The organism is Pseudomonas sp. DNDY-54, assembly GCF_019880365.1.
In the GTDB taxonomy this organism is placed as follows: Bacteria; Pseudomonadota; Gammaproteobacteria; order Pseudomonadales; family Pseudomonadaceae; genus Stutzerimonas; species Stutzerimonas stutzeri_P.
In genome coordinates, this window is sequence record NZ_CP082271.1 from 2,199,372 (window position 1) to 2,225,688 (window position 26,317).

The following is a 26,317-nucleotide window of genomic DNA, read 5'->3' on the forward strand; positions in this document are numbered from 1 at the left end:
ATCGATGCGATTGTTGCGACGTGCCCTGCTCGGGCTCCTGTCTCTGGCTGGTCTTATGGCCGCCGTCATGTTGTATTTCGTGGCTTACCCGAATCTGCCGGAATACGAGGCGCCCGCTGGGCTTCGTTACCTCGATCAATGGAGCGAGGCCGATAGGCAGACTTACTACTACACGCCGCAAGGCACGCAGATCAAGGGCTTGGAATATGACTGGTTCACGTCGCTGGAGCAGCCGTTCAGCCAGGACAGATTCGCGTCGCCCAGCCACCTGGCGCGCTTCGGTTTCCTGGTTGATCCCAGCCAGACAGCAACCGCTATCAACCCCGGCAATCTGCCCGTCGGCTTTGCCCGTCATGACGATACCGATACTGGCCGCACCTATTTAGACGTCACCTGTGCGGCTTGCCATACGGGCGAGTTGCGCTTCAAGGGTCAGGCGCTCCGTATCGATGGCGGCGCGGCGATGCATTCATTGGCGTCGACCGTACCGACGCTGCGCGGCGGCTCCTTTGGGCAGGCGCTCGGGATGAGCATGGCGTTTACGTACTACAACCCACTCAAGTTCCGACGTTTCGCCCGCGAAGTTCTTGGCGAGCATTATTCGCGCGACCGCGATCAGCTGCGCCGCGACTTTAAACAGGTCCTTGATCGGCTGCTTGGGACTGCCTTCAACGACTGGCACCGAGGCCTCTACCCGACCGAGGAAGGCTTCGGTCGTACCGATGCGTTTGGCCGCATTGCCAACACAGCGTTCGGCGATGCGATTGATCCGTCTAACTACCGCATTGCAAACGCGCCCGTGAGCTACCCGCAGCTCTGGGACATTTGGAAGTTCGACTGGGTGCAGTGGAACGGCTCAGCCATGCAACCGATGGCACGTAACATTGGCGAGGCGCTGGGGGTGGGTGCTCGGTTGGCGTTGCTGGACGAGCGCGGGCATCCCGTACCTGAGGCGGACCGTTACGACTCGGGCGTACGCGTGCGTGATCTCTACCGGCTGGAAACAACCCTAACCCGCCTCGCCCCGCCGCTTTGGCCTGAAGACGTGCTGGGCGAGATCGATATCGGGCAGGCCAGCCTTGGTCGCGCGTTGTACCGTGAGAATTGCGCCTATTGCCACGAGGCCAAACCCAAGCCCGTTGAAAAGCGCTTCGCACCGGGCCGCGACCCGGAATGGCGCATGCGGGTGATTCCTCTGAAGATAGTCGGAACAGACCCGACCACCGCTGACAACATCGCCGACCACCGTTTCGACCTGACCCGGCTCGGTTGGGCACAGGACGAGTTGGACCGCCTCGATGTGCGCGTGTACGGCGAGCGCGATGCTCCGCTGGATCTTGGCAGCATTTCGAGTGCCAAGGGGCTGGCCTACATCACCGCGTATGTAGAGCAGCGCGCGTACCGCGACGCAGGCATCACGCCACCGGAGCGCGCCACATTCAACGGGTATGGCCTTCCGATCGGCGTACAGGAGCTGCGCGGCTATAAAGCCCGCCCGCTCGAGGGTGTCTGGGCGACACCACCCTTCCTGCACAACGGCTCGGTGCCGACGCTCTTCCAATTGCTATCTCCCGTGGCTGAGCGGCAAGAAACCTTTTGGGTCGGTGGCCGTGAGTACGACCCGAAGCAGGTCGGAATCCGCACCGAACCTTTCAAGGGCGGCTTCCTGCTCGACACAGCGATCACCGGCAATAGCAATCAGGGCCATGAGTTCCGCGCGGGTTGTCGCGGCAACGGCGTCGTCGGCCGGGCATTGGCGCCGCATGAGCGCTGGGCGTTGGTTGAATACCTCAAGGTGCTGGGCGATCCGGTGATTGAACCGAAGCTGCAAGCGCTCCCGTCGCATCCCTATAACCCCGGCCCATCGTGCTACTGACACGCCGCAGAAGGATTTGCATATGTTTTCGAGACTCTGGCTTTGGCTCGGCCGCCTGATCAGTCGAATAGTGATCGTCCTAGTTGCGTTAGCCCTGGCTGGATGGGCGATCGGCGCCCTCTTCTTCCACTTCGAGCATCAGGGGCCAGTCTCGGCGGACGAGGTAATCGCGCCGACCGAAGCTGCCGACACGCGAGCCATCATCACGGATGCCATTGCGGTAATTGAACAGCACCGCGATAACACTCGAGTCCTGCGCGATGCGCATGCCAAGGCTCACGGGTGCGTTCGCGCCCAGGTTAGGATCCGCGACGATATTCCGAGCAGCCTTCGGCATGGCGTGTTTAGCGAGCCCGGCAGAGAGTGGAACGCGTGGATGCGGTTATCTAACGGGAATGCGTACCCGCAGTTCGACCGCATCAATGATGCCCGTGGCATGGCGATAAAGCTGCTCGACGTGCCGGGCGACAAACTCACTCGCGACCCGCGTCACGCGAGCGAACAGGATTTCGTGATGTTCAACCATCCGGTGTTCTTTGTCCGAGACGTTGCTGAGTACCGCAGCAACTTTGCCGCGCAGGCGGAGGGCAAAAAGGTGCTGGCTTTTTTGCCGAGCCTCGATCCGCGGAGCTGGGAACTGCGCCACCTGTTCATTGCACTCAAGACGCTATCGCCTGCGCCGCAGAGCCCGGTTGCGACTGTTTACAGTTCGGTAGCCCCCTTCAAACTGGGGCCCCACAACATTAAATATCGGGTCGCTCCGGCACCAGAGCAATGTCCCGCGTACCAATTGCCGGAGCAGAACCGCGATCTGCCGAACTTCTTGCGCAGCGCGCTTTATCAGCAATTGTCGCTCGACCGGGTGCCGGCCTGCTTCGTCCTGCAGGTTCAACTGCAGAATACCGAGCACTACATGCCTATCGAAGACACCAGCATTGAATGGAGCGAGACGGTTTCGGCCTTCGAGACGATAGCGGACGTCCGGGTGATGGCGCAAGATTTTGACAGCCCTGGGCAAAACCTCGACTGCGATAATCTCTCCTTCAACCCGTGGCATGCGCTTCCTGAGCATCGCCCGATTGGCGGAATCAACCGGTTGCGCAAAGCGGTCTACGAATCCATCAGCGCCTATCGGCTGGAGCGTAACGGTGTCCGCTAACGGGCCATGCGCGCTTCAGGATGGCGTAAGCGAAGCGTCGAGCGTGTTAGTTCGCCAACACGACATCGCGTATATCTTCCGCCAACTGCCGTACGCGATTCTCACTGGTATCCCAGGAGCACATGAACCGCGCGCCTCCCACGCCGATGAAGGTGTAAAACATCCAACCGCGGCTTCGCAGTGCTTCGAGTGCCAATGGTGGGATGCTGACGAAGACGCCGTTCGCCTCGACGGGAAACATCAACTGCACGCCCGGCACATCGCTGATCAGCCTGGCTAACAATTGCGCACATTGGTTGGCGTGCTTTGCATAGTTCATCCAGGCGCCGTTTTCGAGCAATCCCACCCACGGCGCAGAGAGAAATCGCATCTTCGATGCCAACTGGCCGGCCTGCTTGCAGCGGTACTCGAAATCCTCCGCCAGTTCTCGATTGAAGAACAGGATCGCTTCCCCCACGGCCATGCCGTTCTTCGTGCCGCCGAAACACAGCACATCAACGCCAGCTTTCCAGCTCAGCTCCGCAGGCGACAGCCCGAGAAATGCGCAGGCATTGGCGAACCGCGCCCCATCCATATGCAGATGCAGCCCCAATTCCTTGCAGGTGTCGCTGATGGCACGAAGCTCGTCGGGGCGATACACCGTACCAATTTCCGTGGCTTGGGTGATGCTCACGACGCGCGGCTTGGGGTAGTGAATATCCTTGCGCTTAAGCGCAACGTCACGGATCGCCGTAGGCGTGAGCTTGCCCTGGTCCGTTGGGGCGACCAGTAGCTTGGAGCCGTTGGAAAAGAACTCGGGTGCCCCGCACTCATCTGTCTCGATATGCGCGATGTCACCGCAGATCACGCTGTGGTAGCTCTGGCATAAGGCTGATAACGCCAGTGAATTGGCCGCGGTACCGTTGAAGGCGAAGAAAACCTCGCAATCGGTTTCGAACAGTTGACGAAAATGGTCGGCAGCGCGCGTCGTCCATTCATCGTCGCCGTAGGCCCGGTCATGTCCCTGATTGGCACGTGCCATGGCGTCCCAGGCTTCTGGGCAAATACCGGAATAGTTGTCGCTGGCGAACTGCTGGTTAGCGGTGGTCATCTCAGCCTCTTCAATCTGCGGCCCTAGTAGGTGATGGGCAAGTAAATAACGGTATAAAGCCCCAGCGCAGCGAGTACGGCTACCGACGCACCGAGCCAGAATACGGAAACTACGTCTGCTTGCATCCGGCCACTCTTCAGGCCGCTTGCGTTGCGCATATAGCGTCGCTGCTGGGTCGTCCAGATGCCCAGCGCGGTCATCAACGACAGCGCCACGAGCGCGCCAACAAAAGCGCCGTGATACGGCATCCACCGCAGGAACAGGGCGCTGACTGTCAGCAATGTCAGCAACGTTCGGCTCCAGGCTAACGAAGTGCGTTCAGGCTGAAGGCCTGGGTCTTCATGCAGCGGCGGTGGCGGCGGTTTGGGCTCCAGGCGTCGGCGAAAGGAGATGTGCATCTCAGGTTCTCAGGGCGATGTAGCTGATAAGCACCAAGGTCACCAATGTACCGCCGATCGAGAGGATCGGTATCAGCAACGGGAACGGCAATGGCCCACTGTGGCGAATCGCACGTTCGATGCTAAGCCAGCGCAGGCAGGCTGTGGAGCTGATAAACATTGCCAGCAGCAGCAGCGAGACCGAGAGAACCTTGCGAATCTCCAGTGTAAAGATGGCTCCGGCAAAGGCTTCGACTGCCACACCGCCGGCCAATAACGCCAGAGAAGTGCGAATCCAGGCGAGGAAGGTCCGTTCGTTGGCCAGGGTGAACCGCGGATCGGGCTCCTTTCCGCCGGACAGCAACCGGTGACTCCAGCGACTTCGTTCCATTGGGTGATTCGTCTCTGATCGGATGGGTGCACTCATTCAAACAGAAACGTAACGGGTCTGCAGGTTCCATCGTGTCCGCCTGCGTCGCTGACCGAGCGCTCCCCGCTTACGCCTGACGTAACCGCCTCATGCTAATGTGCGGCCTCAAAACCACCCCGGAGATAGGTTCATGCTGCTTCGCCTGGTTACCGCACTCGCCCTCGGTACAGCCACCCTGACAGCACTCGCTGACGACCATGCGCATGGTCATCATGCAGTGGAAGGAGCGCCAATCATTACGCAGGTGTGGTCTCGCGCCATGCCGCCAACTGCGCCGACAGGCGCGGTTTACTTCAACGTGCGCAACCCGGGGGATAAGCCGGATCGACTGGTTGACGTGCAGACCTCTCGTGCAGAAAAAGCCGAGCTGCACACCCACGTTCACACTGGCGAGATGATGCGTATGGAGCGAATCGACTCGGTCGAGGTTCCGGCCGGCGGGGACGTAGCCTTCAAGCCGGGCGGCAATCACGTCATGCTGTTCAAACCCAACACGCCATTAGCGGCCGGCGAAACATTTCCCCTCACGCTGATCTTCGAGCGCTCGGGAGAAATGACTGTTGACGTCCCGATCCAGGATGGGCCACCGGAGGCCAGCGATAACACCCATCAGCATCACTGACCACTGGGAACCTTCTAGCAGCTTGCTTATCGAGTAGGCTGCTCTGTAGCAGATTCGCCCTGCTTACCGAGCGGAGATGCGGCGGGTCGCAGCGCCAAGCCTAAAAGCGCGGGTGGCGCCGCGGGCCGATCAGATGCCAGTCGGGGTGCGCATCGTGACGAACTCTTCCGCCGCAGTTGGATGAATTCCGACGGTATCGTCAAAAATCCGCTTAGTAGCGCCTGCCTTCAGCGCGACAGCCATGCCTTGCATGATTTCTCCGGCGTCCGGACCGGCCATGTGGCAACCCAGCACCTTATCGGTTTCGGCATCCACCACTAGCTTCATCAGGCTTCGCTCGAGGCTGCCCGTCATGGTCAGTTTCATGGGGCGGAAGCGACTTTCGAACAGCACCACCTTGTGCCCTTGCGCCCGTGCTTCTTCCTCAGTGAGCCCGACAGTCGCCATGTTCGGTAGGCTGAACACAGCCGTGGCTATGGTGTTGTAGTCAACGGGCCGGTACTCCTCGGGCTTGAACAGCTGCCGCGCCACAGCCATACCCTCAGCAAGCGCAACGGGCGTCAGTTGGATTCGCCCGATCACGTCACCGATGGCCAGAATCGAAGGCGTAGAGGTTCTGAATTGATCGTCGACAGCTATGAATCCGCGCTCATCCAGTGCGACATCGAGATGCTCAAGACCCAACCCATCGAGCATCGGCCGCCGGCCCGTTGCGTAGAGGATGCAATCGGCTTCCAGAACGCGCCCGTCTTGAAGCGTCGCGAGCAGCGTTCCGTCCGTTTGTTTGTCGATGCGAGCAATATCGGCATTGAACTGCAGGTCGATATCCTTCTTGATCAGCTCATCCTTGAGATGGTCGCGCAGGGCACCATCGAAACCGCGAAGAAACAGCTCACCCCGATAGAGCAGCTTGGTGTCGGCGCCACAGCCATGAAAGATAGAAGCGAACTCGACGGCAATGTAGCCACCCCCAACCACCAGCACTCGGCGTGGCAACGCCTCGAGATAAAACGCTTCGTTGGACGTGATGGCATGCTCACGACCCGGCACGTCAGGCACGAACGGCCAGCCGCCGGTGGCGATCAGGATGTGCTCAGCGGTGTATTGCTGACCTTCGACCTCAACGGTATGCGCGTCAACCAACCGTGCATGTGCTTCCAACAAGGTAACGCCGCTATCGACCAGCAAGTTTTTATAGATGCCGTTGAGCCGCTGGATCTCGCGATCCTTGTTGGCGATCAGCGTTTTCCAGTCAAAGGTCGCGCCATCGATTGTCCAGCCATAACCTTGGGCCTGGCCGATGTCTTCGGCGTAGTGAGCACCATAGACCAGCAACTTCTTCGGTACACAGCCGACATTGACGCACGTGCCACCCAGGTAACGGCTTTCGGCTACCGCCACGCGGGCGCCATAGCCTGCAGCAAAACGAGCGGCACGGACGCCACCGGAACCCGCACCGATGACGAAAAGATCGAAGTCGTAAGCCATGAACTGTTGTCTCCCTTGTAGAACGCACAGCATAACCCAGGCGTTTCCCCTGATCACCGAAGGAGTGCCGCATGCGCCCTACCCTGACCCACCTGGCTCTGCATGTTCCCGATCTCGACGCATGCATCGCGTTCTACGCACAGTTTTGCGGTATGCATGTATTTCATGAGCGCGCCGGAAAAGGTTCGCGCATCGTCTGGATGGCCGAACCCGGCAAGGAACGTGAATTTATCTTTGTGATCATGCCCGGCGGTCAGGCGCGTGATCTGGCTGACAATGACTACAGCCATTTCGGCTTTGCGCTTGAGAATCGGGAGGACGTTGATGCGATCGCGGCACGCGCTCGTCAGGCGGGATGCCTGGTCTGGGAGCCGCGCGACGAACCCTATCCGGTCGGCTATTACTGCGGCGTCCGGGATCCCGCTGGCAACTACGTCGAGTTCAGCTATGGCCAGCCACTGGGGCCAGGCTCGGAGGAAATGCCGGCGCCCTGAAACGAACAAGGCCACCCGAAGGTGGCCTTGTGCTCGGCACGCCCTGCTTCAGAACGCCTTGCCGGTGAGATAGAAGTTCTCGTAGCAGAAGTTCGTTGCTGCGATATAGCCTTCGGCGCTACCGCAATCGAAACGTTGGCCTTTGAATTTGTATGCCAGAACACAGCCGTCCTGGGCCTGGCGCATCAAAGCGTCAGTGATCTGGATCTCGCCACCCTTGCCTGGCTCGGTCTGCTCGATCAGGTTGAAAATATCGGGTGTCAGGATGTAGCGGCCGATGATGGCGAGGTTTGAAGGAGCATCTTCCGGTTTGGGTTTTTCGACCATGTGGCTGACGCGGAAAATGTCGTCACGGATCATCTCGCCAGCGATCACGCCGTACTTGCTGGTCTCTTCTGGCGGCACTTCCTGAATCGCGACGATCGAGCAGCGGAACTGGTTGTACAGCTTGACCATCTGGGCCAGGACCGGATCGCCATCAAGGTTGATGCAAAGGTCATCAGCCAGGACCACAGCGAAGGGCTCGTCACCAATCAATGGTCGACCGCTGAGAATGGCGTGGCCCAAGCCTTTCATTTCTACCTGGCGGGTGTACGAGAAGCTGCACTGGTCAATCAGTTTGCGAATGCCAACCAGGTACTTTTCTTTGTCCGTGTTGCGGATCTGATGTTCAAGCTCGTAACTGATATCGAAGTGATCTTCCAGGGAACGCTTGCCACGGCCGGTAACGATCGCGATCTGACTGAGCCCTGCGGCGAGTGCCTCTTCAACCCCGTACTGAATGAGGGGCTTATTCACTACCGGCAACATCTCCTTGGGCATTGCTTTGGTCGCCGGGAGGAAGCGCGTGCCATATCCGGCCGCAGGAAAAAGGCATTTCTTGATCATGTGAGTCCTTGAAGAGGAAGGTTCCAGTTGATGCACTGCGCGCCAAATCGGTCAGCAGCCATACCCTGCTTGTGCCGCCGACAGCGGCTGACTAGAGGCTACGACCACCGAAACGACGAGGGGTTCGACCACGGCCATCCCGAATCTGTTCGACCGAATCGAACCGACCGATGGCTGTTGACATGCCGTTGATACATAGCCTGATACGAGCCGAGAGGCTTGCCAAGTAGCTCCGCTAAATAAATTCAGACGCATCGGAGCATTCAGGCTGAGTCTGAGGCTTCCTATGTCATATGAAGCAAATTCGATCCATGTGAGCTCGGCCCTCAGCCGTGTCCCGACAGGTTCTGATTTCCTGACGCAGATCAGCGAAACCGCAGATATTTTTCTTTTAATACCCCCGACTGGCGTTCGCCCGTGAGACACGCACTAGGATGTCCCCGGCCTAAATGATGGCGCTTTGCCTGCCACAATGAAGCCACCAAAAACCCTGTAAAGAGTCCGGACAACCAGCCGATACCTCGGACAGATGAAGACACGAGTGTTTCGTTGCCCCTACGGCGGCAGGCCGCGGCCGACGGGCTAACTCGCTCGTATGTATTAGCAGTACCTAAGGAACAGGATGAACAGCACCTCTCCCGCTCGGCAAATGTCCGTTCAGTCGAAAATCAATCTGGCCCTGCTTGTGGTGTTCGCCCTGGTACTGGCTGCGTCTCTGCTCTATTCAGCCGGTTCCGAAAAGCAGCTGATACTGCAGGTCGTCGAGCAGCAGACCAAGGACACCGCAGACTCCTATTTCGACAGCATCAACACCATGATGCTGACCGGCACAATGGGGCAGCGTGAGGTGTTGCGTAACAAGATCCTTGCGCGCCCGGGCGTCATCGATGCGCGGATCGTTCGCGGCGAGCCGGTGACCAACGTGTTCGGCCCCGGTTTGGCACACCAAGCACCCGTCGATACGCTGGACCAGCGCGCGCTCGCGGGTGAGGCCACCGTTGAAGTGAGCGAGGGGCAAAACGGGCGGGTGCTGACGGTGATCAACCCGATCCATGCGCAGCAGGATTACCGCGGTACGAATTGCCTGACCTGCCATCAGGTCCCGCAGGACACGGTCATGGGCGCGGTCCGTATCAGCTATGACCTGTCTGCCCTGGATAGCGAGGTGCACGGCAACATCCTGACGTCCGCGGCAATCCAGGCGCTGCTGCTGGTGATCGGGCTGGTCATCATGAGCTACATCATTCGCCGGGTGGTTATCAGCCGCATCAATGACATGCGCCACACCATGGAGGCGATGACCGCAGATGAGGACCTTAGCCGCACGGTTGCCGTGCACGCTCAGGACGAGGTCGGCGCCATGGGCCACGCGTTCAACCGAATGATCTTCAAGTTCCGCAATAGTCTGGAAGCAGTGGCAGCCGTGACCCAGCAGCTCGGTGAGGTGTCCGAACGAGTCTCCCGCGTGGCGGAGAAAACGCACTCGGCTGTGATGGAGCAGCGCAGCGAAACCGACATGGTCGCCTCAGCGATGAACGAAATGAGCGCGACCGTTCAAGAGGTGGCGCGCCATGCGAATGAGACCGCTACGGCTTCGAGTGGGGCTGACAACGAGTCGCGTGCCGGCGTCGCGCTTGCCAACGAGGCCTTGCAGAGCATCGAAGTGTTGATCGGTGATATCGAGAACGCCGCCCAGGTGATCAAACTGGTCGAAACCGACAGCGTCAGCATCGGCATGGTGCTGAACGTGATCAATGGCATCGCGGAGCAAACCAACCTGCTTGCGTTGAATGCCGCGATCGAAGCCGCTCGTGCGGGCGAACAAGGCCGCGGCTTCGCGGTGGTCGCGGACGAGGTCCGCACCCTTGCCTCTCGCACGCAGAAATCCACGGAAGAAATTCAGCACACTATCGAACAGTTGCAAAATGGCGTGCGCAAAGCGGTACAGGCGATGGAGGGTGCTCAAGTTCGCGCACATTCAGGGTCGGACCGCGTAGGAAAGACCGCACAGAGCCTTACGGTCATTGCCGGCGAAGTGAACACCATCAACGGCATGAACACGCAAATAGCGACAGCTGCAGAGCAACAGGGCGCGGTCGCTGACGAAATTAACCGGAACATCACAACCATCAGCGCCATTGCCGATACAACGCTGACCGACGCCTCGCAAACCGCGCAGATCAGTGATGAACTGGTACAACTCGCCGCGGAGCTGAATCGTCTGGTTAAGCAGTTCCGGCTCTGATTCATCGCCCCGATGAATCCTGCGTGGCGGCTGCTACCCGACCGGCTGCGATACGACATCGCCGTCGGCTGTCTCGATCTTGATCTGAGACAGCCGACTCCTCGGCTAGAATCAGGGATAATCGCGCCACGATGTCGCAGGCCGCAGTTACACCTCTGGCGGCTACCCACCCTATTAACCGCAAGGTGAAAATCACACATGGACCAAACGCCGAGCTTTAACCGCGCCCTGGTCGAGAAGTATGACCGTCCGGGTCCTCGCTACACCTCCTACCCCACCGCGCCACAGTTTCATCAGGCGTTCGCCATCGATGACTATCGCAACGCCGCGAAGGAAACCAACGAGGCCGCAACGCCCAAGCCGCTGTCGGTGTACATCCATATCCCGTTCTGCAAAAGCCTTTGCTACTACTGCGCGTGCAACAAAATCATCACCCACAAGACCGACCGTGCCGTTGAATACCTGGAATACCTAAAGCGAGAAATCCAGATGCAGGCGGCGTTGTTTGATCGTTCCCGCAAGCTGACCCAGTTGCACCTGGGCGGCGGCACGCCGACCTATCTCACCAGTGAGCAACTGGCAGACTTAATGGCCACGCTGCATCAGGCCTTCAACATGGACGACAGCGACAACCATGAGTTTTCGCTCGAAGTCGATCCACGTACCGTTACCCCTGAACAGATCCACGGCCTGCGCAAGCTCGGCTTCAACCGTTTGAGCTTTGGTGTGCAGGACTTCGACGAGCAAGTCCAGATCGCGGTCAACCGCATCCAGACCGAGGAGCAAACCCGCGAGTTGGTGCAGGCCGCACGCGATGCCCACTTCAAGTCGATCAGCGTCGACCTGATTTACGGCCTGCCGTTACAGACCGTTGAAAGCTTCAACACCACCCTTAATAAGATCATCGATATCCGTCCGGACCGTATCGCCGCTTACAGTTACGCGCATCTACCGGAGCTGGTACGCGCGCAAAAGTTGATTCGGCCGGAAGACATGCCGCCGCCAGAGCGGAAGCTGGAGTTGCTTGAGCTCACCATCAAGCGCCTGACCGACGCCGGCTACGTCTATATCGGCATGGATCACTTTTCGCTCCCCGATGACGAACTGACCCTCGCCCGTGCCAACGGCACGCTACAGCGCAATTTCCAAGGCTACTCGACGCACGCCGACTGCGACCTGATTGGCCTCGGGATTTCCTCGATAGGCAAGGTCGGTGATAGCTACAGCCAGAACGTGAAAGAGCTGTCGCAGTACTACGCACGACTGAACGAAGGGATGCTGCCTGTGCAGCGCGGTTACAAGCTCAGCGAAGACGATCGTCTACGTCGCGATGTGATCATTTCGCTGATGTGCCATGGCCGCATTGATTTCGCCGAAATGGAGCAGCGCTACGGCATTGTCTTCCGCGACTACTTCGCCGACTCGCTGGCCAAGCTCGACGAGCACATTGCTGACGGACTGGTGGAGATCCGCGAGGACGCCGTCGTGCTCATGCCACAAGGTCACCTGATGATGCGAAACGTGGCCATGGCCTTCGATGCCTATCTCGGCGGCGAACAGCGCGGTCGGTTCTCGCGCACCGTCTGATTCAACATCCGATAGGAAAGGCCAGTCACCGGCTGGTCCATCGATCTGTCGTACCCATCACCGCTCTGCTGCTCTTCAACCCGGCGTGTTTATCGCAGACCGGCTGAGGAGCAGCCCATCCCCGCCATTGATCGTCCAACCGTTGCCAAACCTCTTGGCAACTGTATAAATACCCAGCCTCTTCGGGCCGACCAGCCCTGTATGACCGAACCGGACGTTCGATGCGCCAAGCTCTGGAAAACCGCTTTTACTACCTTGATAACTTCCGCCAGGTGCTCGCATGGGTAGGTGAGCGTCACGGCGACCTGTTGGATGACGCGGAACGTTCGTTCATAGACCGCTTCCAGCAAACCCCTCAAACATCACAGGCGCTTCTGGTTCGCATGGTGATGCGCAAGGGGACGCTGTTTCGCGCCAGTAAGCTTCGCTATGCCGAGATCGGCTGTCCCCTTCAGGCCGCGGCGGCCTTGGTCGAGCAAGGCTGGATCGAGCCTGACCCGGCGCTCGATCTGATTCAGCTGTTCGGCCTGTTGAAAAAGGATGAACTGCTTCGTGTGTTTGGAGCGGCGCTCGGTGGCCAGCGCAAGAGCGACTTGCTGCAAGCCCTGTTGGCCGAACACGCTCAACCGAAACGCTTCGCCAGTTGGTGCGAAGCGCTTGGCGACACGGCATTCGCACTGACCATCAACGATCTGTGCGACCGGTTGCGATTGATGTTCTTCGGCAACATTCATCAGGATTGGTCGGAGTTCGTGCTCGCCGATCTCGGCATCTTTCGTTATGAGCAGGTCACCTTCTCCCTCGAGTCGCGCGCCTTCCATCTCCGAGCGGAGGTTGATGCCTACCTGCATCTACACCGCTGTCGTGAGCGCTTCGAAGCCGGCGAATCAGTTGAAGACGTGCTGGCGGAAGTGCCCACGACGCCATACGCCAACGATTGGCTGGAGAATCGTCGCGGCAAGTTGCTGCTGGGGCTTGCACGCCAATGCGAGCGCGTCGGTGATTTGTCGTTGGCACTGCGGCTTCACGCCGCCAACCACTATCCGGGTGCACGAGAACGTGCAATCCGGGTGCTTGAGCGCTGCGAACAACCGGAGGCTGCATTGCAGCTGGGACTGGCCGCCGAGGCTGCGCCTGAAAGCGAGCATGAAGCCCAACAGTTGCAGCGAATCCTGCCTCGGCTACGACGCACGCTCGGCGGCCCTGCTTCGCGCCGTGCGAGCATCGCCCAGCCGCACCGCATGGATCTCGTTCTGCCGCGGCCGGCCGCAATGAGTGTCGAACATGCTGTGCGCGAACACCTGACATCCCGTGCTGCGCCGGTTTACTACGTGGAAAACGCGCTGATCAACTCGTTGCTTGGACTGCTCTGCTGGGACGCGATCTTTGCGCCCTTGCCCGGCGCCTTCTTCCATCCGTTCCACGCCGCGCCGGCAGATCTCGCACGGCCCGACTTTTATGCGCGGCGCGCCGGCCTCTTCGATGCTTGCCTGAGCAAGCTCGGCACGGACGAATACCGTGACTGTATACGCCGCGTCTTTCGGGACAAGGCCGGCCTCCAGTCGCAGTTCGTCAGCTGGGGGCTGTTGGATGAAACGCTATTGGGACTGGCGCTCGATTGCATTCCAGCCGAGCACTTGAAAGCCTTCTTCACGCGCATTCTTCAGGACGTGACCAACCATCGCAGCGGGTTGCCCGATCTCATTCAATTCTGGCCTGACGAGCAGCGCTATCAGCTGATCGAGGTGAAAGGCCCCGGCGATCGCCTACAGGACAACCAGAAGCGCTGGATAGCGTTCGCCCAAAACCACCAGATGCCGATCGCAGTCTGCTACGTCCAATGGGCGGACAGTTCACGTGACCTATAAGGTTGCGGTGCGGGCGCTCTGCGAATTCACCGCCAAAGAAGGCGATCTGGATCTACGCTTCACGCCCTCGCCCACAGCGCTTGAAGGCATCGCCGGACATACGACCGTTGCTGCGCGCCGCGCGGACGGCTACGAACGCGAGGTCGGGCTGGAGGGGCACTACGGGCCACTTGTAGTCCGTGGCCGCGCGGATGGCTACGACCCCGCACGGAACCAGCTGGAAGAGATCAAGACGCACCGCGGCGACCTGACCCGGCAACCCGCCAACCACCGCCAACTGCACTGGGCTCAGGCGAAGATCTATAGCTGGTTACTGTGCGCATCACGCGGCCTGCCGTCCGTGAATGTCGCCCTGGTCTACTTCGATGTGGTCAGCCAGAAGGAGACCGTGCTGGTTGAGGCGATGAGCCGTGAAGCGCTGCAAGTCTTCTATGAAACACGCTGCCAGCGGTTTATCGCTTGGGCCGAACAGGAAGTGGAACATCGGCGTGAACGTGATCAGGCCCTCACAACACTGCAATTCCCGCATCGCGAGTTTCGCCAGGGTCAACGACAGCTGGCCGAAGCGGTGTACAAGGCGGCATGTACCGGAACGCACCTGATGGCGCAGGCACCGACCGGCATCGGCAAGACGCTCGCCACGCTGTTTCCCCAGTTGAAGGCATTCCCCGGCCAGGGGTTGGACAAGCTGTTCTTTCTGGCCGCCAAGACTTCGGGCCGGCGACTGGCCTTGGATGCGCTAACCAGCCTGACAACAGCTAAAACGCCGCTGCGCATACTGGAGCTCATAGCGCGCGAGAAGGCGTGCGAACACCCGGACAAGGCCTGTCACGGGGAGTCCTGCCCATTGGCGCGAGGCTTCTATGATCGGCTTCCAGCGGCGCGCGCAGCGGCTGTCGCCATCCCGATGCTCGACCAGCAAGCGCTTCGTGAGGTGGCGCTTGTCCATCAGGTCTGCCCTTATTACCTCAGCCAGGAAATGGCCCGCTGGGCTGATGTAGTCGTTTGCGATTACAACTATTACTTCGACCTGAATGCCCTTCTGTACAGCCTGACGCTGGCTAACCAGTGGGGAGTTACCGTTTTGGTCGATGAGGCCCACAACCTGCTGGAACGCGGGCGAAGCATGTACACCGCTGAGCTAGACATTAGGGTTTTCAAGGAGTTACGCACAGTAGCTCCTAACATACTTAAAAAGCCGATTGAACGTGTTTTACGCTGCTGGAACGACGTGCATGGGGCGCAGGTCGATGTATACGCGGTGCATCCAGATTTTCCCCATAAGCTCATCGGCGCGTTGCAACAGGCCGTGAGTGTCATCACTGAATACCTGACGGAACAACTGACGGGCCTGGATCCCGCCGTGCAGCGAGCGTATTTCGATGCAATGCACTTTTGTCGCCTGGCGGAACTGTTTGGAACGCACTCGCTGCTCGACTGCACACTGCTGCTCCAGGGTGCTCGCACTCGCGGCAAGCGTTCCGTCATTACTATCCGCAACGTCTTGCCTGCGCCATTTCTTGCGCCGCGCTTCATTCAGGCTCGGTCCTGCGTGCTGTTCTCTGCGACGCTCAATCCAAGGCAATTTTATGCCGATACCTTGGGCCTGCCGCCGAACCACGTATGGATCGATGTTGAGTCGCCGTTTACGGCCGAGCAACTCGATGTACGCCTGGCGCGGCATATCTCCACGCGCTATCAGCACCGCGCTGGCTCGATGGCGGCTATCGTCGAGCTGCTAGCACAGCAGTATCACGAGCGCCCCGGCAATTACCTCGCCTTCTTCAGCAGTTTCGATTACCTCCAGCAGGTGACCACCCTGCTTGCAACCAAGCACCCGGGCCTGCCTTTCTGGGAACAGACGCGAGGTATGGACGAGACGGCTCGCAGTGCCTTCCTCGGCCGTTTCACAAACGAAGGAAGAGGCATCGGGTTTGCCGTGTTAGGCGGCGTCTTCTCAGAGGGCATTGACCTGCCCGGCGACCGTCTTATCGGTGCTTTTGTCGCGACGCTCGGCCTTCCACAACTCAACCCCGTAAACGAGCAGATGAGGACACGGATGGATGAGTTGTTTGGAACAGGTTACGACTACACCTACCTCTACCCCGGTTTGCAAAAGGTGGTGCAGGCTGCGGGGCGAGTGATTCGCACCACGAGCGATAAAGGCGTGATTCACCTGATGGATGATCGGTTTGCGCAACAACACGTCAGACGACTTCTACCCCGCTGGTGGTCTGAGGCAAGATCTTAGCGAGTCGTCGGATATCATTGCTTTACCTGCTCGCCTCTTCCCTTCGGGATCAAAGCCCCGACATCTGCGAACTCCCCCTGTATATCGCGCTTAGATAAACGTCGAAGGCCGAACAAAACTTTACAAATTGAATTGACAAGCTCTTGCTCATCGCCATAATCCGGTACGTCGTATGACAACTGATAACAGGTGTCACGATTCGCGTCGCCTGCAGGCGGCTGCGCTAGACCCCACTTCGTCTTTGCCGATGGCGTCGAAGCGGACTAATCAAAAAAGGGAGCACAACAACAATGACCCCACGCAACCCCCTATCTGCCGCCGTACTCGCGGGCACGCTGTCGATGGTTATGGGCATTCCTACCGTCGTTCACGCCGCGGACGGCTTTGTTGATGGCGCCAAAGTGTCCGTCAACGCCCGTAACTTTTATATCAACCGCAACTTTGTCGATCCGGTGGGCCCCAGCGCCACTGCACCGCAGGGCAAAGCCGAGGAATGGACACAGAGTTTTATTCTGAATATTCAGTCCGGCTACACCCCTGGGCCGATTGGCTTTGGCGTTGATACCCTGGCCATGCTTGCGGTCAAGCTCGACGGCGGTGGCGGTACCTACGGAACAGGTTTGCTTCCCCGCCACAGCGACGGCAAACCCGCCGATAATTTTGGCCGCCTGGCTGTCGCCGCCAAAGCCAAAATGTCGGAAACAGAGCTGCGCGTCGGTGAGTGGCAAGTAGTGGTACCAGTGTTGCGTGCCGATGACGGCCGCTCGTTGCCGCAAACCTTCCAGGGCGGCATGGTCACGTCAAAGGAAGTCAGCAACCTGGCCCTGTACGGTGGCCAGATGCGACAGAACAGCACGCGCGATGATGCCAGCATGGAGGACATGTCCTACCGTGACGGGCTGAACGGCATTACCGCCACCTCAGATCGCTTCAACTTTATAGGCGGCGAATACGCGTTCACCGACTCGACCAAAGTTGGCCTTTGGCATGCACGACTGGAAGATATCTATCAGCAGAGTTACGTCCAGCTGCTGCATACCCAGCCGCTAAGCGACGATCTCGCCTTTACCGCTAACGTGGGCTATTTCACCGGCAAGGACGAAGGCAGCGCGCTCGCGGGCGATCTGGACAACAAGACCTACTCGGGTCTGTTTGGTCTGCAAGCTGGCGCCAACACCTTCTACGTCGGCCTGCAGAAAGTCAGCGGCAATCAGTGGATGCGCGTCAACGGTACCGGTGGTGCTTCGGTCGCCAACGACAGCTTCAACTCGGCCTATGACGCAGCCGACGAGCGCTCCTGGCAGCTGCGCCACGACTACAACTTCGCCGGCGTGGGCATCCCCGGCCTGGTCCTGATGAATCGCTATATCAGCGGCGATAACATCACCACTGCAAGCGGCGATGAAGGCAAGGAATGGGGCCGTGAGTCCGAACTGGCTTATACCGTGCAGAGCGGTGCCTTGAAGAACCTGAACATCAAGTGGCGTAACTCCAGCATGCGTCGAGACAGCTCATTCAGCCGTAACGAGTTCGACGAGAACCGCTTGATCTTCAACTACCCGATCTCGATTTTGTAAGCGTCACCACCACGCTGGACGCAACACTCCTCGCTCCTGTTGCGGAAACTTTCGCCCGTCCTGGTGACGGGCTTTTTTTGTCCGGTAATCGAGCCACGCCGCCACGCTACGCAGACGTGAAGGGAGCGATTGGCAGTCGCTCGTTAAAGCCGCCACCACAGGCTTTTAGCTGTGCTGGTTGGGGCGTCTTGTGCCCGAGAGGTCACAGCCATTAGCACCGCGGCCTCCTGCGCACCCCCATGCCCTACATCTTCATGTGGACTGCGCTAAAGACGCTGATCAGACGTAAACCTCACCCCAGGGCGTCGGTCTTAGGGCTACGCTTGAGATTGATCTGACAGCTAGCCTGCAACGTCTCGCCCGGGGCAAGGATGTGCACGCCGCTTTCCGAAGGGTCGCTCATCCCAAGTGCGTTGTTGGCGTGCGAGACGGGTTCTACTGCGAAGAAGCCTTGCTCCCTCGACGGCGTGTAGACCACCAGATAATTGAGTGCGTCGGTTGCGGTCATGGATAGCTCAATCCCCTGCCCTGGCCAACTGATTCGCGCCTGCCGCTCCCAGCCGACGAAACAGTGATCGAGGGAAGGTTCCTCTAATAGACGCGGCTGAGTGAAATCCCATCGAGACGGAACCTGAACCCGATCAGCCGGTAGATTACGCTCGTCGCTCGTCCACACTGACTGTGCTGCGAACTGCAGCGTGCAGGCGTCGTGTCGGGCGAAGTACGGGTGCCAACCGAGGCCGGCAGGCATGGAACGCATATCCGTGTTGCGTAGACTGAGCTGCAGCTCGACCCCTTGCTCCGCTAGGCGAATTCGATGCATCAGCTCAAACGAAAACGGCCAGCTCCTGTCGTGCACGCCGTCGGGATGGTGGACCAACGTCAGCACCAGTTCGGCATCACTTTGCTCGGTCAACCGCCATTCACGTTGCCAGGCGACACCATGGATCGGCAGCGGATGATCGGGTGACAGGCTTTCCAAACCGTACTGAACGCCCTCGTGCTCGAAACCACCCGCACCGATGCGATTCGAAAACGGTACGAGGACGAAACAACCGGTACGCCGTACGTTGTCTGAACCGTCCCACGCTCGCAGCACATCGACGCCGTGGAAGCGTAAGCGCGTAATGGCTCCACCCAGGGTCGGGCAGACGGACAGTTGCACAGGCCCACGTTGCAGATGGACCTCAGGCCGATCGGGCGGCAGGTGCATAACGGAAAGCTCCTCGCGAACGTGCGTTCCAAAAGGTAGGGACCGCTCGAGCGTGCTTGTGACACGCAAGGCGGCGATGACGCTCAGGGTAATAAACGAACCAAAGCTTGTGGCTTGAGCTCGGTGGCGACCAGAGCCGCCGTCCAGGCGCGCCGATGAGCGCGCTTAGACAGCCGTCAGCAGCTCCCCGCGCTCGATAAACGCGCGGAGGTTTGCCAGCAGCAATTCCTCCATAGCCAGCCGAGTTTCCTCGGTAGCGCTGCCAATATGTGGAAGCAGGACTACATTCGGCAGTTCGAGCAACGCCTGCGGCACACTGGGCTCCTGCGCATAGACGTCCAGCCCGGCGCCGCCGAGACGTCCTTCAATCAGCGCCTCAACCAACGCCGGCTCATGCACCACGGTCCCGCGGGAGACGTTGATCAGAATCCCCTCGGGACCAAGCGCATCGAGCACCTCGCGATTGATCAAGTGGCGGGTGGCTTCACCGCCCGGGCAGGTCAGCACCAGAAAATCGCTCCAGCGAGCGAGCTCAACCAAGCAGCTCTGGTAGCCGTATACGCTCGATTCAACTGGCCGACGATTGTGGTACTGCACCTGCATATCGAAACCGCTCGAACGTCTCGCAACCGCTTCGCCGATGCGGCCGAGCCCGACGATACCGAGCCGTTTGCCGCTGACCCGAGTCGCTAATGGCAATCCCCCTGACGGCCACTTGCCGGCACGAACGAACCGATCGGCACGCGACAGTTGGCGGGCACAATCGATAACCAAGCCGAACGCGAGGTCGGCCACGCAATCGTTGAGCACCTCGGGCGTGTTGCTCACGGGGATGCCGCGGGCCCGGGCTGCTGCCACGTCAATAGCGTCGTAGCCGACGCCAAAACTCACTATCGCACGCAAATTTGGCAGGCGCTCGATCAATGACGCGCGGCATCCAAAGCGAGCCGACGTTACGATGATCTCGATGCCTTGAGCGTGAGCGTCTAGCAGCGCATCTGCATCCGTTTCCCAGGCGTGTAGTACGTCATATTCCGCGGCCAAGCCGCGGTTGAAGCGATCGCTCAGCGGGCCGAGCTGAAGAATGCGGGTCATTTCATTGCCTCGTAATCGTCGCGTCGAGCGAGGGGTGCTGCGGCGGTCGTGGCTAAACCGCACTGCCGTGACGACCGGACCATTAGGTGATCGGCGCTGGATTGAACAGGGTTATATCGTTGTGCAGTTTGTGCTGCTCGGCCCATGTCTGCTTGCGACCGCTCGCGACGTCCAGGTAGTAGTGGAACAACTCCCAGCCCAATTCCTCAATGCTGGACCGACCTGTGGCGATGCGGCCGGCGTCGACATCAATCAAATCCGGCCAGCGCTCGGCCAGTTCCGTGCGGGTAGAAACTTTTACAACAGGCGCCATGCCCAGCCCATAGGGCGTCCCCCGTCCGGTGGTGAACACGTGCAGGTTCATTCCCGCCGCCAGCTGCAACGTGCCGCAGACAAAATCACTGGCTGGCGTCGCGCAATAGATCAGGCCCCTACGACTGAATCGTTCGCCTGGGCCGAGCACGCCATTGATAGCGCTGCTGCCAGACTTGACGATGGAGCCGAGCGACTTTTCGACGATATTCGACAGCCCGCCTTTCTTGTTGCCCGGCGTGGTGTTGGCGCTGCGGTCCGCGGCGCCGCGCTCGAGATACTGGTCGTACCAGTCCATCTCGCGGACAAGCGCTTCGGCGACTTCCTGCGTTTCCGCACGTGCAGTGAGCATGTAGATCGCGTCGCGCACTTCGGTGACTTCCGAAAACATCACTGTGGCGCCGGCACGGATTAGCAGATCCGAGGCGTAGCCCAGCGCGGGGTTGGCCGTGATGCCGGAGAACGCGTCGCTTCCACCGCATTGCATACCCAGGATCAGCTCGGATGCGGGCACGGTCTCGCGCCGGCGGCGATCGAGCTTCTGCAAACGGGCTTCGGCCAGCGCCATGATCTGTTCGATCATTTCACCGAAGCCCGTATTGGATTCTTGCAGGCGATACAGCCAGGGTTCACTGAGGTCGACCGAAGCATCACCCTCGTGCATGACCTGCTCGGCTTGCAGCTTTTCGCAGCCAAGGCTGATCACCAGCGCTTCACCGCCGAGATTCGGATTGCGCGCCAGGTTGCGCACGGTGCGAATGGGGATGTACGCATCCTTAGCATTGATCGCCACGCCGCAGCCATAGCTGTGCGTCAGCGCGACCACATCATCGACATTCGGATACTTGGGCAGCAGCTCTTTGCGGATGCGTGCCACAGCATGATCGAGCACGCCGGTGACGCATTGCACCGTGGTGGTGATGCCAAGGATGTTACGCGTACCCACCGTGCCGTCGGCGTTGCGGTAACCCTCGAACGTAAAGCCGTCGAGCGGTTCGAGCCGGGCAGGTACGGCGTCAGCCATGGGTAGGCTTTCGAGCGGCGGCGCGGATGGCATGCGCAGCTGGGTCTCCTTGACCCATGATCCCCGCACGATGGGCTCCAGCGCATAGCCGATGATCTGCCCGTAGCGGCGCACAGGTTGGTCGATGGCGATGTCGACCAATGCGACCTTGTGGCTCTGCGGTACCGATTCAACCGTGACCAATCCGTCCTGGAACCGAGCGCCTGTCGGCACACCGCCATCGTTGACTACAACTGCCACGTTGTCCGCTTCGTTCAAGCGAATGTAACGAGGCGAATCTTGATGCTGAATCAGTTCCACGGTTTCGTTCATATCGTCTCCGGTCAGGCCCGGTTATTGTTGTAGAGCGGTCGGCGCAAAATTCCAAACGGACTCAGACACGCTGGTGGGCTAAAGCCCACCAAATCGCTCCCTATCAGCCACCCTGGCGGGCTGAAGCCCACCCTACGACTGTGTCCAGACAAATCAGCGCACCATGCACGGCCGCTTATTGTTGAAGGCCCATTCCGGAATCAGATACTGCATGGCAATGGCATCGTCGCGAGCGCCCAGCCCTTTGGCCAGGTACAGCTCATGGGCCTTTTGCAGCGCATCTTCATCCAGCTCCACACCCAGCCCGGCCTTGGCCGGAACGGCGACCTTTCCGCCCACGATCTGTAGCGGCTCACGGGTCAGGTATTGACCGTCTTGCCAAATCCAGTGGGTGTCGATCGCCGTGATCTTGCCCGGCGCGGCGGCGGCCACATGGGTGAACATTGCCAGCGAGATGTCGAAATGGTTGTTCGAATGCGAGCCCCACGTTAGGCCCCAGTCCTGACACATTTGCGCGACGCGCACCGAACCGCTCATGGTCCAGAAATGCGGATCTGCCAGCGGAATGTCTACCGATTGCAGCTGAATGGTGTGGCCCATTTGCCGCCAGTCGGTCGCGATCATGTTGGTGGCGGTCGGCAGCCCCGTGGCGCGGCGGAACTCGGCCATCACTTCGCGACCGGAGTAACCGTTTTCGGCTCCACATGGGTCTTCGGCGTAAGCGAGCACGCCGTGCAGGTCCCTGCACAGGTCAATGGCTTCGGCCAGCGACCAGGCCCCGTTGGGGTCGAGTGTGATTCGAGCGTCAGGGAACCGCTCGGCCAGCGCACGAATGGCTTTGACCTCTTCGCTTCCCGGCAGCACGCCGCCCTTGAGCTTGAAATCCTTGAAGCCATAGCGTTCATAGGCTGCTTCGGCTTGGCGAACCACGGTTTCCGGCGTGAGCGCTTCTTCGTTGCGCACGCGGTACCAGGCGTCACTGGCGTTGGTTTCATCGCGGTAGCCGAGGTCAGTCTTGTTGCGATCGGCGATGTAGAACAGGTAACCGAGCATCTCGACTTCATCGCGCTGCTGACCATCGCCCAATAGCGCGGCGACCGGCACGCCCAGATGTTGGCCGAGCAGATCAAGCAGGGCGGATTCCAGTGCCGTAATGGCGTGAATGGCGATGCGCAGATCGAAGGTCTGCAGCCCACGACCACCCACGTCACGGTCAGCGAACGCCTTGCGCGCCTGATTCAACAGGCCGTTGAAGTTGCCGACCGATTGCCCGACCAGCATGCCACGAGCGTCTTCCAGGGTCTGGCGGATCGCCTCGCCACCGGGGACTTCGCCGATACCCGTGTTGCCAGCGCTGTCCTTGAGAATGAGGATGTTGCGGGTGAAGTACGGACCATGAGCACCGCTGAGGTTGAGCAGCATGCTGTCCTGTCCGGCAACTGGCACTACCTGAAGTTCGGTAACGACCGGGGCGCCTTGATGCACGGGGTTGTTCATACGCATCTCACTATTGTTGTTATGGTCAAACGTTGCTGGAAAACGTCTTTCACTGCTCAGCGGTGCGATCCGACGGGGTTAACCGGATCGCACCCCCGAGCACATCGGCTATCAGCCGATGTAGGTGGTTTTCACCGTGGTGTAGAACTCCTGGGCGTAGCGACCTTGTTCACGCGGGCCGTAGGACGAGCCTTTGCGGCCACCGAACGGCACGTGGTAGTCCACACCGGCAGTCGGCAGGTTGACCATCACCATTCCTGCCTGGGAATGGCGCTTGAAGTGGTTGGCGTACTTCAGCGAGGTGGTGCAGATACCCGCGGACAGACCGAACTCCGTGTCGTTGGCCATCGCCAGCGCTTCATCGTAGTCCTTGACCTTCACCACGTTGGCCACCGGCCCGAAGATCTCTTCACGGCTGATGCGCATGTCCGCAGTGCTGTCAACGAACAGGGTCGGCGCCAGGAAGTAACCTTCTGTGCCGCAATTCACACGTTCGCCACCGCAGACCAGGCGTGCGCCCTCTTCCTTGCCGATCTCGATGTAACGCAGGTCCTGGTCAAGCTGAGCTTGGGATACCACCGGGCCGACATCGACACCTTTTTCCAGCGCCGAGCCGACCTTGATCTTCTTGATGCGCTCAACCATCGCTTCGACGAAACGGTCATAAATACCTTCGGTCACGATGATGCGGCTGGAAGCGGTGCAGCGCTGTCCAGTCGAGTAAAACGCGCTCTGAGTAGCCAGTTCGACAGCGGTGTTGAGATCCGCATCGTCAAGAATGATCTGCGGGTTCTTACCGCCCATTTCCAGCTGAACCTTGGCCTGGCGGCCCACGCAGGTCGCTGCGATGCCACGGCCCACTCCAACGGAACCGGTGAAGCTCACGCCATCGACACGTTTGTCGTTGACGATGGCTTCGCCCACTTCGCGGCCTTTACCCATCACCAAATTGAACACGCCCGCCGGAAAACCTGAACGCGAGATGATCTCGGCGATGGCCCAGGCGCAGCCAGGCACGAGGTCGGCAGGCTTGATGACCACGCAGTTACCGTAGGCAAGCGCCGGGGCAATCTTCCAGGCCGGAATGGCAATCGGAAAATTCCAGGGGGTGATCAGGCCGATCACACCCAGCGGTTCGCGGGTCACTTCGACGCTGACACCCGGACGAACGGACTGCAGGGTCTCTCCAGCCTGGCGCAGGCATTCGCCCGCGAAGTACTTGAAGATATTGCCGGCCCGGGTCACTTCACCGATCGCCTCCGGCAGGGTCTTGCCCTCTTCGCGGGCCAACAACGCACCGAGCTCTTCGCGACGAGCGAGGATTTCAAGGCCTACCTTCTCCAGCGCATCGGCGCGCGCCTGAATGCCGGAGGCGGCCCATGCCGGGAACGCTTTACGGGCTGCCGCCACGGCGGCTTCGACCTGTGCGCTGTCAGCCTGGGCATATTCGCCAATCACGTCCGACAAGTCGGAGGGATTGATATTGGCCTGGTAGTTCTTGCCGGCTACCCACTGGCCATCGATGTAATTGTCATAGCGTTGTACGTCTGCCACGGGACTTTCTCCTTCGTGAGTTCCGCCTGCCACTATTCGTTCTAAAGGCCGAACAGCCGCAGGCGGTTGGGGCGAATGATGGGTCGGGCTGGACCGTTATTGCGCGCCTTGCTTTTTGATCAGCGCAGCGAGCGCTTCGTACTCGTCTGGCAGCAAGTCGGTCAGCGGAGCGCGCACAGGCCCGGCGTCATAACCGGAGATCTTGGCGCCGGCCTTGACGATGCTGACAGCGTATCCCTTGCAGCGATTACGGATATCGAGGTACGGCAGAAAGAAGTCATCGATCAGTCGGCCAACCGTTTCGTGATCTTCACGCGCGATAGCGCGATAGAAATCCATCGCCATCTTGGGAACGAAGTTGAATACGGCTGATGAATAAACGGGAACGCCCAGCGCCTTGTAGGCTGCGGCGTAAACCTCTGCGGTGGGTAGGCCACCCAGGTAGGTCAGGCGTTCACCCAGGCGACGACGGATGGAGACCATCAGCTCGATGTCACCGAGGCCGTCCTTGTATCCGATCAGGTTAGGGCAGCGCTCGGCCAGTTGCTCGAGCAGCGGCGCCGTCAAACGGCAGACATTGCGGTTATAAACCACCACACCGATATTGACCGACTTGCACACTTCTTCAACATGCTTGGCCACGCCTTCCTGACTGGCTTCGGTCAGGTAATGAGGCAGCAGCAACAGCCCCTTCGCGCCCAGGCGCTCGGCTTCCTGAGCGTAGGCGATAGCCTGACGGGTCGGGCCGCCGACCCCGGCAAGAATAGGAACTTGGCCAGCACAGGTATCAACGGCCGTCTTGATGACGTCCGGGTATTCCTGGGGCGTCAGCGAGAAAAACTCGCCAGTACCGCCCGCGGCGAACAGCGCCGTTGCGCCATAAGGCGCCAACCATTCCAGTCGCTTGATGTACCCGGCACGGTTGAAGTCGCCTTGCTGGTCGAAATCAGTGACCGGGAAAGACAGCAGACCAGAAGAGAGGATGGCCTTCAGTTCTTGTGGATTCATTGTTCGAGCATCCTGTGAAGCAATCAGTAAGGAGTTAGGGCCGCAGCCTTGGAGATACGTTATCGTACAACATTATATTTCGCTACCTGTTTTGTAATAGATTTCCCGCTGGGTTCACGTAGCGCCGCGGCCGTTGTAGCAGTAGTTACGTTCTCTCCCTGCCGAATCGCGACCGCAACCGGAGCGTTGAACAGTTGGGTACATACGGCACGTATCGTGTCGCTTCGATCGTTTGACATGGACTCATAGCACTGTTAAAAAACCAAATGTCATATGACAACGTATAACAATACATGATGAGTTTGAAACAGCCATGAACCTGCCTGCTGTAGTCAGAACGTCGGATCACC

20 protein-coding genes are annotated in these 26,317 nt (G+C 59.6%); 9 read left to right on the top strand and 11 right to left on the bottom strand.

All coding sequences use genetic code 11. The features are described from left to right. Positions 1 to 4 precede the first annotated feature (4 nt). On the top strand, positions 5 to 1,876 hold the full coding sequence (locus tag K4O48_RS10225; RefSeq protein WP_222911890.1) for a di-heme-cytochrome C peroxidase: 1,872 nt from the start codon (positions 5 to 7) through the stop codon (positions 1,874 to 1,876). 22 nt (positions 1,877 to 1,898) lie between these two features. Next, positions 1,899 to 3,035, top strand: coding sequence for a catalase family protein (locus tag K4O48_RS10230; protein WP_222911891.1), 1,137 nt, complete (start codon positions 1,899 to 1,901; stop codon positions 3,033 to 3,035). 46 nt (positions 3,036 to 3,081) lie between these two features. On the opposite strand, the gene K4O48_RS10235 is transcribed toward K4O48_RS10230, so the two are convergent. Genes K4O48_RS10235 through K4O48_RS10245 form a run of 3 tightly spaced genes read right to left on the bottom strand, consistent with a single transcriptional unit; the run spans position 3,082 to position 4,893 of the window. Beyond that, on the bottom strand, positions 3,082 to 4,125 hold the full coding sequence (locus K4O48_RS10235) for a threonine aldolase family protein (protein ID WP_222911892.1): 1,044 nt from the start codon (positions 4,123 to 4,125) through the stop codon (positions 3,082 to 3,084). A gap of 23 nt (positions 4,126 to 4,148) precedes the next feature. Beyond that, complete coding sequence (locus K4O48_RS10240; RefSeq protein WP_222911893.1) at positions 4,149 to 4,523, bottom strand: DUF202 domain-containing protein; 375 nt, start codon at positions 4,521 to 4,523, stop codon at positions 4,149 to 4,151. A 1-nt stretch (position 4,524) separates the two neighbouring features. Further along, positions 4,525 to 4,893, bottom strand: coding sequence for a YidH family protein (locus K4O48_RS10245; protein WP_222911894.1), 369 nt, complete (start codon positions 4,891 to 4,893; stop codon positions 4,525 to 4,527). Positions 4,894 to 5,062: 169 nt separating this feature from the next. Between K4O48_RS10245 and K4O48_RS10250 the strand changes: the two genes are divergently transcribed. Beyond that, positions 5,063 to 5,554: a copper chaperone PCu(A)C gene (locus K4O48_RS10250; RefSeq protein ID WP_222911895.1), complete on the top strand. Its 492-nt coding sequence runs from the start codon at positions 5,063 to 5,065 to the stop codon at positions 5,552 to 5,554. Between the two features lie 129 nt (positions 5,555 to 5,683). On the opposite strand, the gene gorA is transcribed toward K4O48_RS10250, so the two are convergent. Beyond that, positions 5,684 to 7,042, bottom strand: coding sequence for a glutathione-disulfide reductase (gorA, locus tag K4O48_RS10255; RefSeq protein ID WP_222911896.1), 1,359 nt, complete (start codon positions 7,040 to 7,042; stop codon positions 5,684 to 5,686). A 71-nt stretch (positions 7,043 to 7,113) separates the two neighbouring features. On the opposite strand from gorA, the gene K4O48_RS10260 reads away from it, so the two are divergent. Further along, positions 7,114 to 7,536 (top strand): VOC family protein, encoded by a 423-nt coding sequence (locus K4O48_RS10260; protein WP_222908136.1) that lies wholly within the window; start codon positions 7,114 to 7,116, stop codon positions 7,534 to 7,536. A 48-nt stretch (positions 7,537 to 7,584) separates the two neighbouring features. Here the strand turns inward: K4O48_RS10260 and galU are convergent, their stop codons facing one another. Further along, on the bottom strand, positions 7,585 to 8,424 hold the full coding sequence (galU, locus tag K4O48_RS10265) for a UTP--glucose-1-phosphate uridylyltransferase GalU (protein ID WP_222908137.1): 840 nt from the start codon (positions 8,422 to 8,424) through the stop codon (positions 7,585 to 7,587). A gap of 622 nt (positions 8,425 to 9,046) precedes the next feature. Between galU and K4O48_RS10270 the strand changes: the two genes are divergently transcribed. From K4O48_RS10270 to K4O48_RS10290, 5 genes are all read left to right on the top strand, one after another. After that, positions 9,047 to 10,669, top strand: coding sequence for a methyl-accepting chemotaxis protein (locus K4O48_RS10270; protein WP_222908138.1), 1,623 nt, complete (start codon positions 9,047 to 9,049; stop codon positions 10,667 to 10,669). A 198-nt stretch (positions 10,670 to 10,867) separates the two neighbouring features. Further along, positions 10,868 to 12,256, top strand: coding sequence for an oxygen-independent coproporphyrinogen III oxidase (gene hemN, locus K4O48_RS10275; RefSeq protein ID WP_222908139.1), 1,389 nt, complete (start codon positions 10,868 to 10,870; stop codon positions 12,254 to 12,256). A 221-nt stretch (positions 12,257 to 12,477) separates the two neighbouring features. Then, positions 12,478 to 14,124 (top strand): VRR-NUC domain-containing protein, encoded by a 1,647-nt coding sequence (locus K4O48_RS10280; protein WP_222908140.1) that lies wholly within the window; start codon positions 12,478 to 12,480, stop codon positions 14,122 to 14,124. After that, positions 14,114 to 16,375, top strand: coding sequence for an ATP-dependent DNA helicase (locus K4O48_RS10285; protein ID WP_222908141.1), 2,262 nt, complete (start codon positions 14,114 to 14,116; stop codon positions 16,373 to 16,375). The genes K4O48_RS10280 and K4O48_RS10285 overlap by 11 nt, the downstream gene beginning before the upstream one ends. A 290-nt stretch (positions 16,376 to 16,665) precedes the next feature. Then, positions 16,666 to 17,952: an OprD family porin gene (locus tag K4O48_RS10290; protein ID WP_222908142.1), complete on the top strand. Its 1,287-nt coding sequence runs from the start codon at positions 16,666 to 16,668 to the stop codon at positions 17,950 to 17,952. A gap of 292 nt (positions 17,953 to 18,244) precedes the next feature. Here K4O48_RS10290 and K4O48_RS10295 read toward each other — a convergent pair whose 3' ends face one another. The 6 genes from K4O48_RS10295 to kdgD all read right to left on the bottom strand — a co-directional run bounded on the left by K4O48_RS10295 (position 18,245) and on the right by kdgD (position 25,967). Further along, positions 18,245 to 19,165: an aldose 1-epimerase gene (locus K4O48_RS10295; protein ID WP_222908143.1), complete on the bottom strand. Its 921-nt coding sequence runs from the start codon at positions 19,163 to 19,165 to the stop codon at positions 18,245 to 18,247. A 165-nt stretch (positions 19,166 to 19,330) separates the two neighbouring features. Next, positions 19,331 to 20,260: a 2-hydroxyacid dehydrogenase gene (locus K4O48_RS10300; RefSeq protein WP_222908144.1), complete on the bottom strand. Its 930-nt coding sequence runs from the start codon at positions 20,258 to 20,260 to the stop codon at positions 19,331 to 19,333. An 82-nt stretch (positions 20,261 to 20,342) separates the two neighbouring features. Beyond that, positions 20,343 to 21,896, bottom strand: a complete 1,554-nt coding sequence (gene garD, locus K4O48_RS10305) for a galactarate dehydratase (RefSeq protein ID WP_222912061.1) — start codon at positions 21,894 to 21,896, stop codon at positions 20,343 to 20,345. A 165-nt stretch (positions 21,897 to 22,061) separates the two neighbouring features. Then, positions 22,062 to 23,405, bottom strand: a complete 1,344-nt coding sequence (gene gudD / locus K4O48_RS10310; RefSeq protein ID WP_222908145.1) for a glucarate dehydratase — start codon at positions 23,403 to 23,405, stop codon at positions 22,062 to 22,064. A 111-nt stretch (positions 23,406 to 23,516) separates the two neighbouring features. Continuing rightward, the gene (locus K4O48_RS10315; protein WP_222908146.1) at positions 23,517 to 24,959 is read right to left on the bottom strand and encodes an aldehyde dehydrogenase family protein; all 1,443 of its coding nucleotides are present in this window, start codon (positions 24,957 to 24,959) and stop codon (positions 23,517 to 23,519) included. Between the two features lie 96 nt (positions 24,960 to 25,055). Next, positions 25,056 to 25,967, bottom strand: coding sequence for a 5-dehydro-4-deoxyglucarate dehydratase (gene kdgD, locus K4O48_RS10320; protein WP_222908147.1), 912 nt, complete (start codon positions 25,965 to 25,967; stop codon positions 25,056 to 25,058). Positions 25,968 to 26,317: the final 350 nt, after the last annotated feature.

Excerpts from the sequence above, each read along its gene's own strand:
- K4O48_RS10225 (WP_222911890.1), top strand. The coding sequence starts at position 5 with ATGCGATTGTTGCGACGTGCCCTGCTCGGGCTCCTGTCTCTGGCTGGT.
- K4O48_RS10230 (WP_222911891.1), top strand. The coding sequence starts at position 1,899 with ATGTTTTCGAGACTCTGGCTTTGGCTCGGCCGCCTGATCAGTCGAATA.
- K4O48_RS10235 (WP_222911892.1), bottom strand. The coding sequence starts at position 4,125 with ATGACCACCGCTAACCAGCAGTTCGCCAGCGACAACTATTCCGGTATT.
- K4O48_RS10240 (WP_222911893.1), bottom strand. The coding sequence starts at position 4,523 with ATGCACATCTCCTTTCGCCGACGCCTGGAGCCCAAACCGCCGCCACCG.
- K4O48_RS10245 (WP_222911894.1), bottom strand. The coding sequence starts at position 4,893 with ATGGAACGAAGTCGCTGGAGTCACCGGTTGCTGTCCGGCGGAAAGGAG.
- K4O48_RS10250 (WP_222911895.1), top strand. The coding sequence starts at position 5,063 with ATGCTGCTTCGCCTGGTTACCGCACTCGCCCTCGGTACAGCCACCCTG.
- gorA (WP_222911896.1), bottom strand. The coding sequence starts at position 7,042 with ATGGCTTACGACTTCGATCTTTTCGTCATCGGTGCGGGTTCCGGTGGC.
- K4O48_RS10260 (WP_222908136.1), top strand. The coding sequence starts at position 7,114 with ATGCGCCCTACCCTGACCCACCTGGCTCTGCATGTTCCCGATCTCGAC.
- galU (WP_222908137.1), bottom strand. The coding sequence starts at position 8,424 with ATGATCAAGAAATGCCTTTTTCCTGCGGCCGGATATGGCACGCGCTTC.
- K4O48_RS10270 (WP_222908138.1), top strand. The coding sequence starts at position 9,047 with ATGAACAGCACCTCTCCCGCTCGGCAAATGTCCGTTCAGTCGAAAATC.
- hemN (WP_222908139.1), top strand. The coding sequence starts at position 10,868 with ATGGACCAAACGCCGAGCTTTAACCGCGCCCTGGTCGAGAAGTATGAC.
- K4O48_RS10280 (WP_222908140.1), top strand. The coding sequence starts at position 12,478 with ATGCGCCAAGCTCTGGAAAACCGCTTTTACTACCTTGATAACTTCCGC.
- K4O48_RS10290 (WP_222908142.1), top strand. The coding sequence starts at position 16,666 with ATGACCCCACGCAACCCCCTATCTGCCGCCGTACTCGCGGGCACGCTG.
- K4O48_RS10295 (WP_222908143.1), bottom strand. The coding sequence starts at position 19,165 with ATGCACCTGCCGCCCGATCGGCCTGAGGTCCATCTGCAACGTGGGCCT.
- K4O48_RS10300 (WP_222908144.1), bottom strand. The coding sequence starts at position 20,260 with ATGACCCGCATTCTTCAGCTCGGCCCGCTGAGCGATCGCTTCAACCGC.
- gudD (WP_222908145.1), bottom strand. The coding sequence starts at position 23,405 with ATGAACAACCCCGTGCATCAAGGCGCCCCGGTCGTTACCGAACTTCAG.
- kdgD (WP_222908147.1), bottom strand. The coding sequence starts at position 25,967 with ATGAATCCACAAGAACTGAAGGCCATCCTCTCTTCTGGTCTGCTGTCT.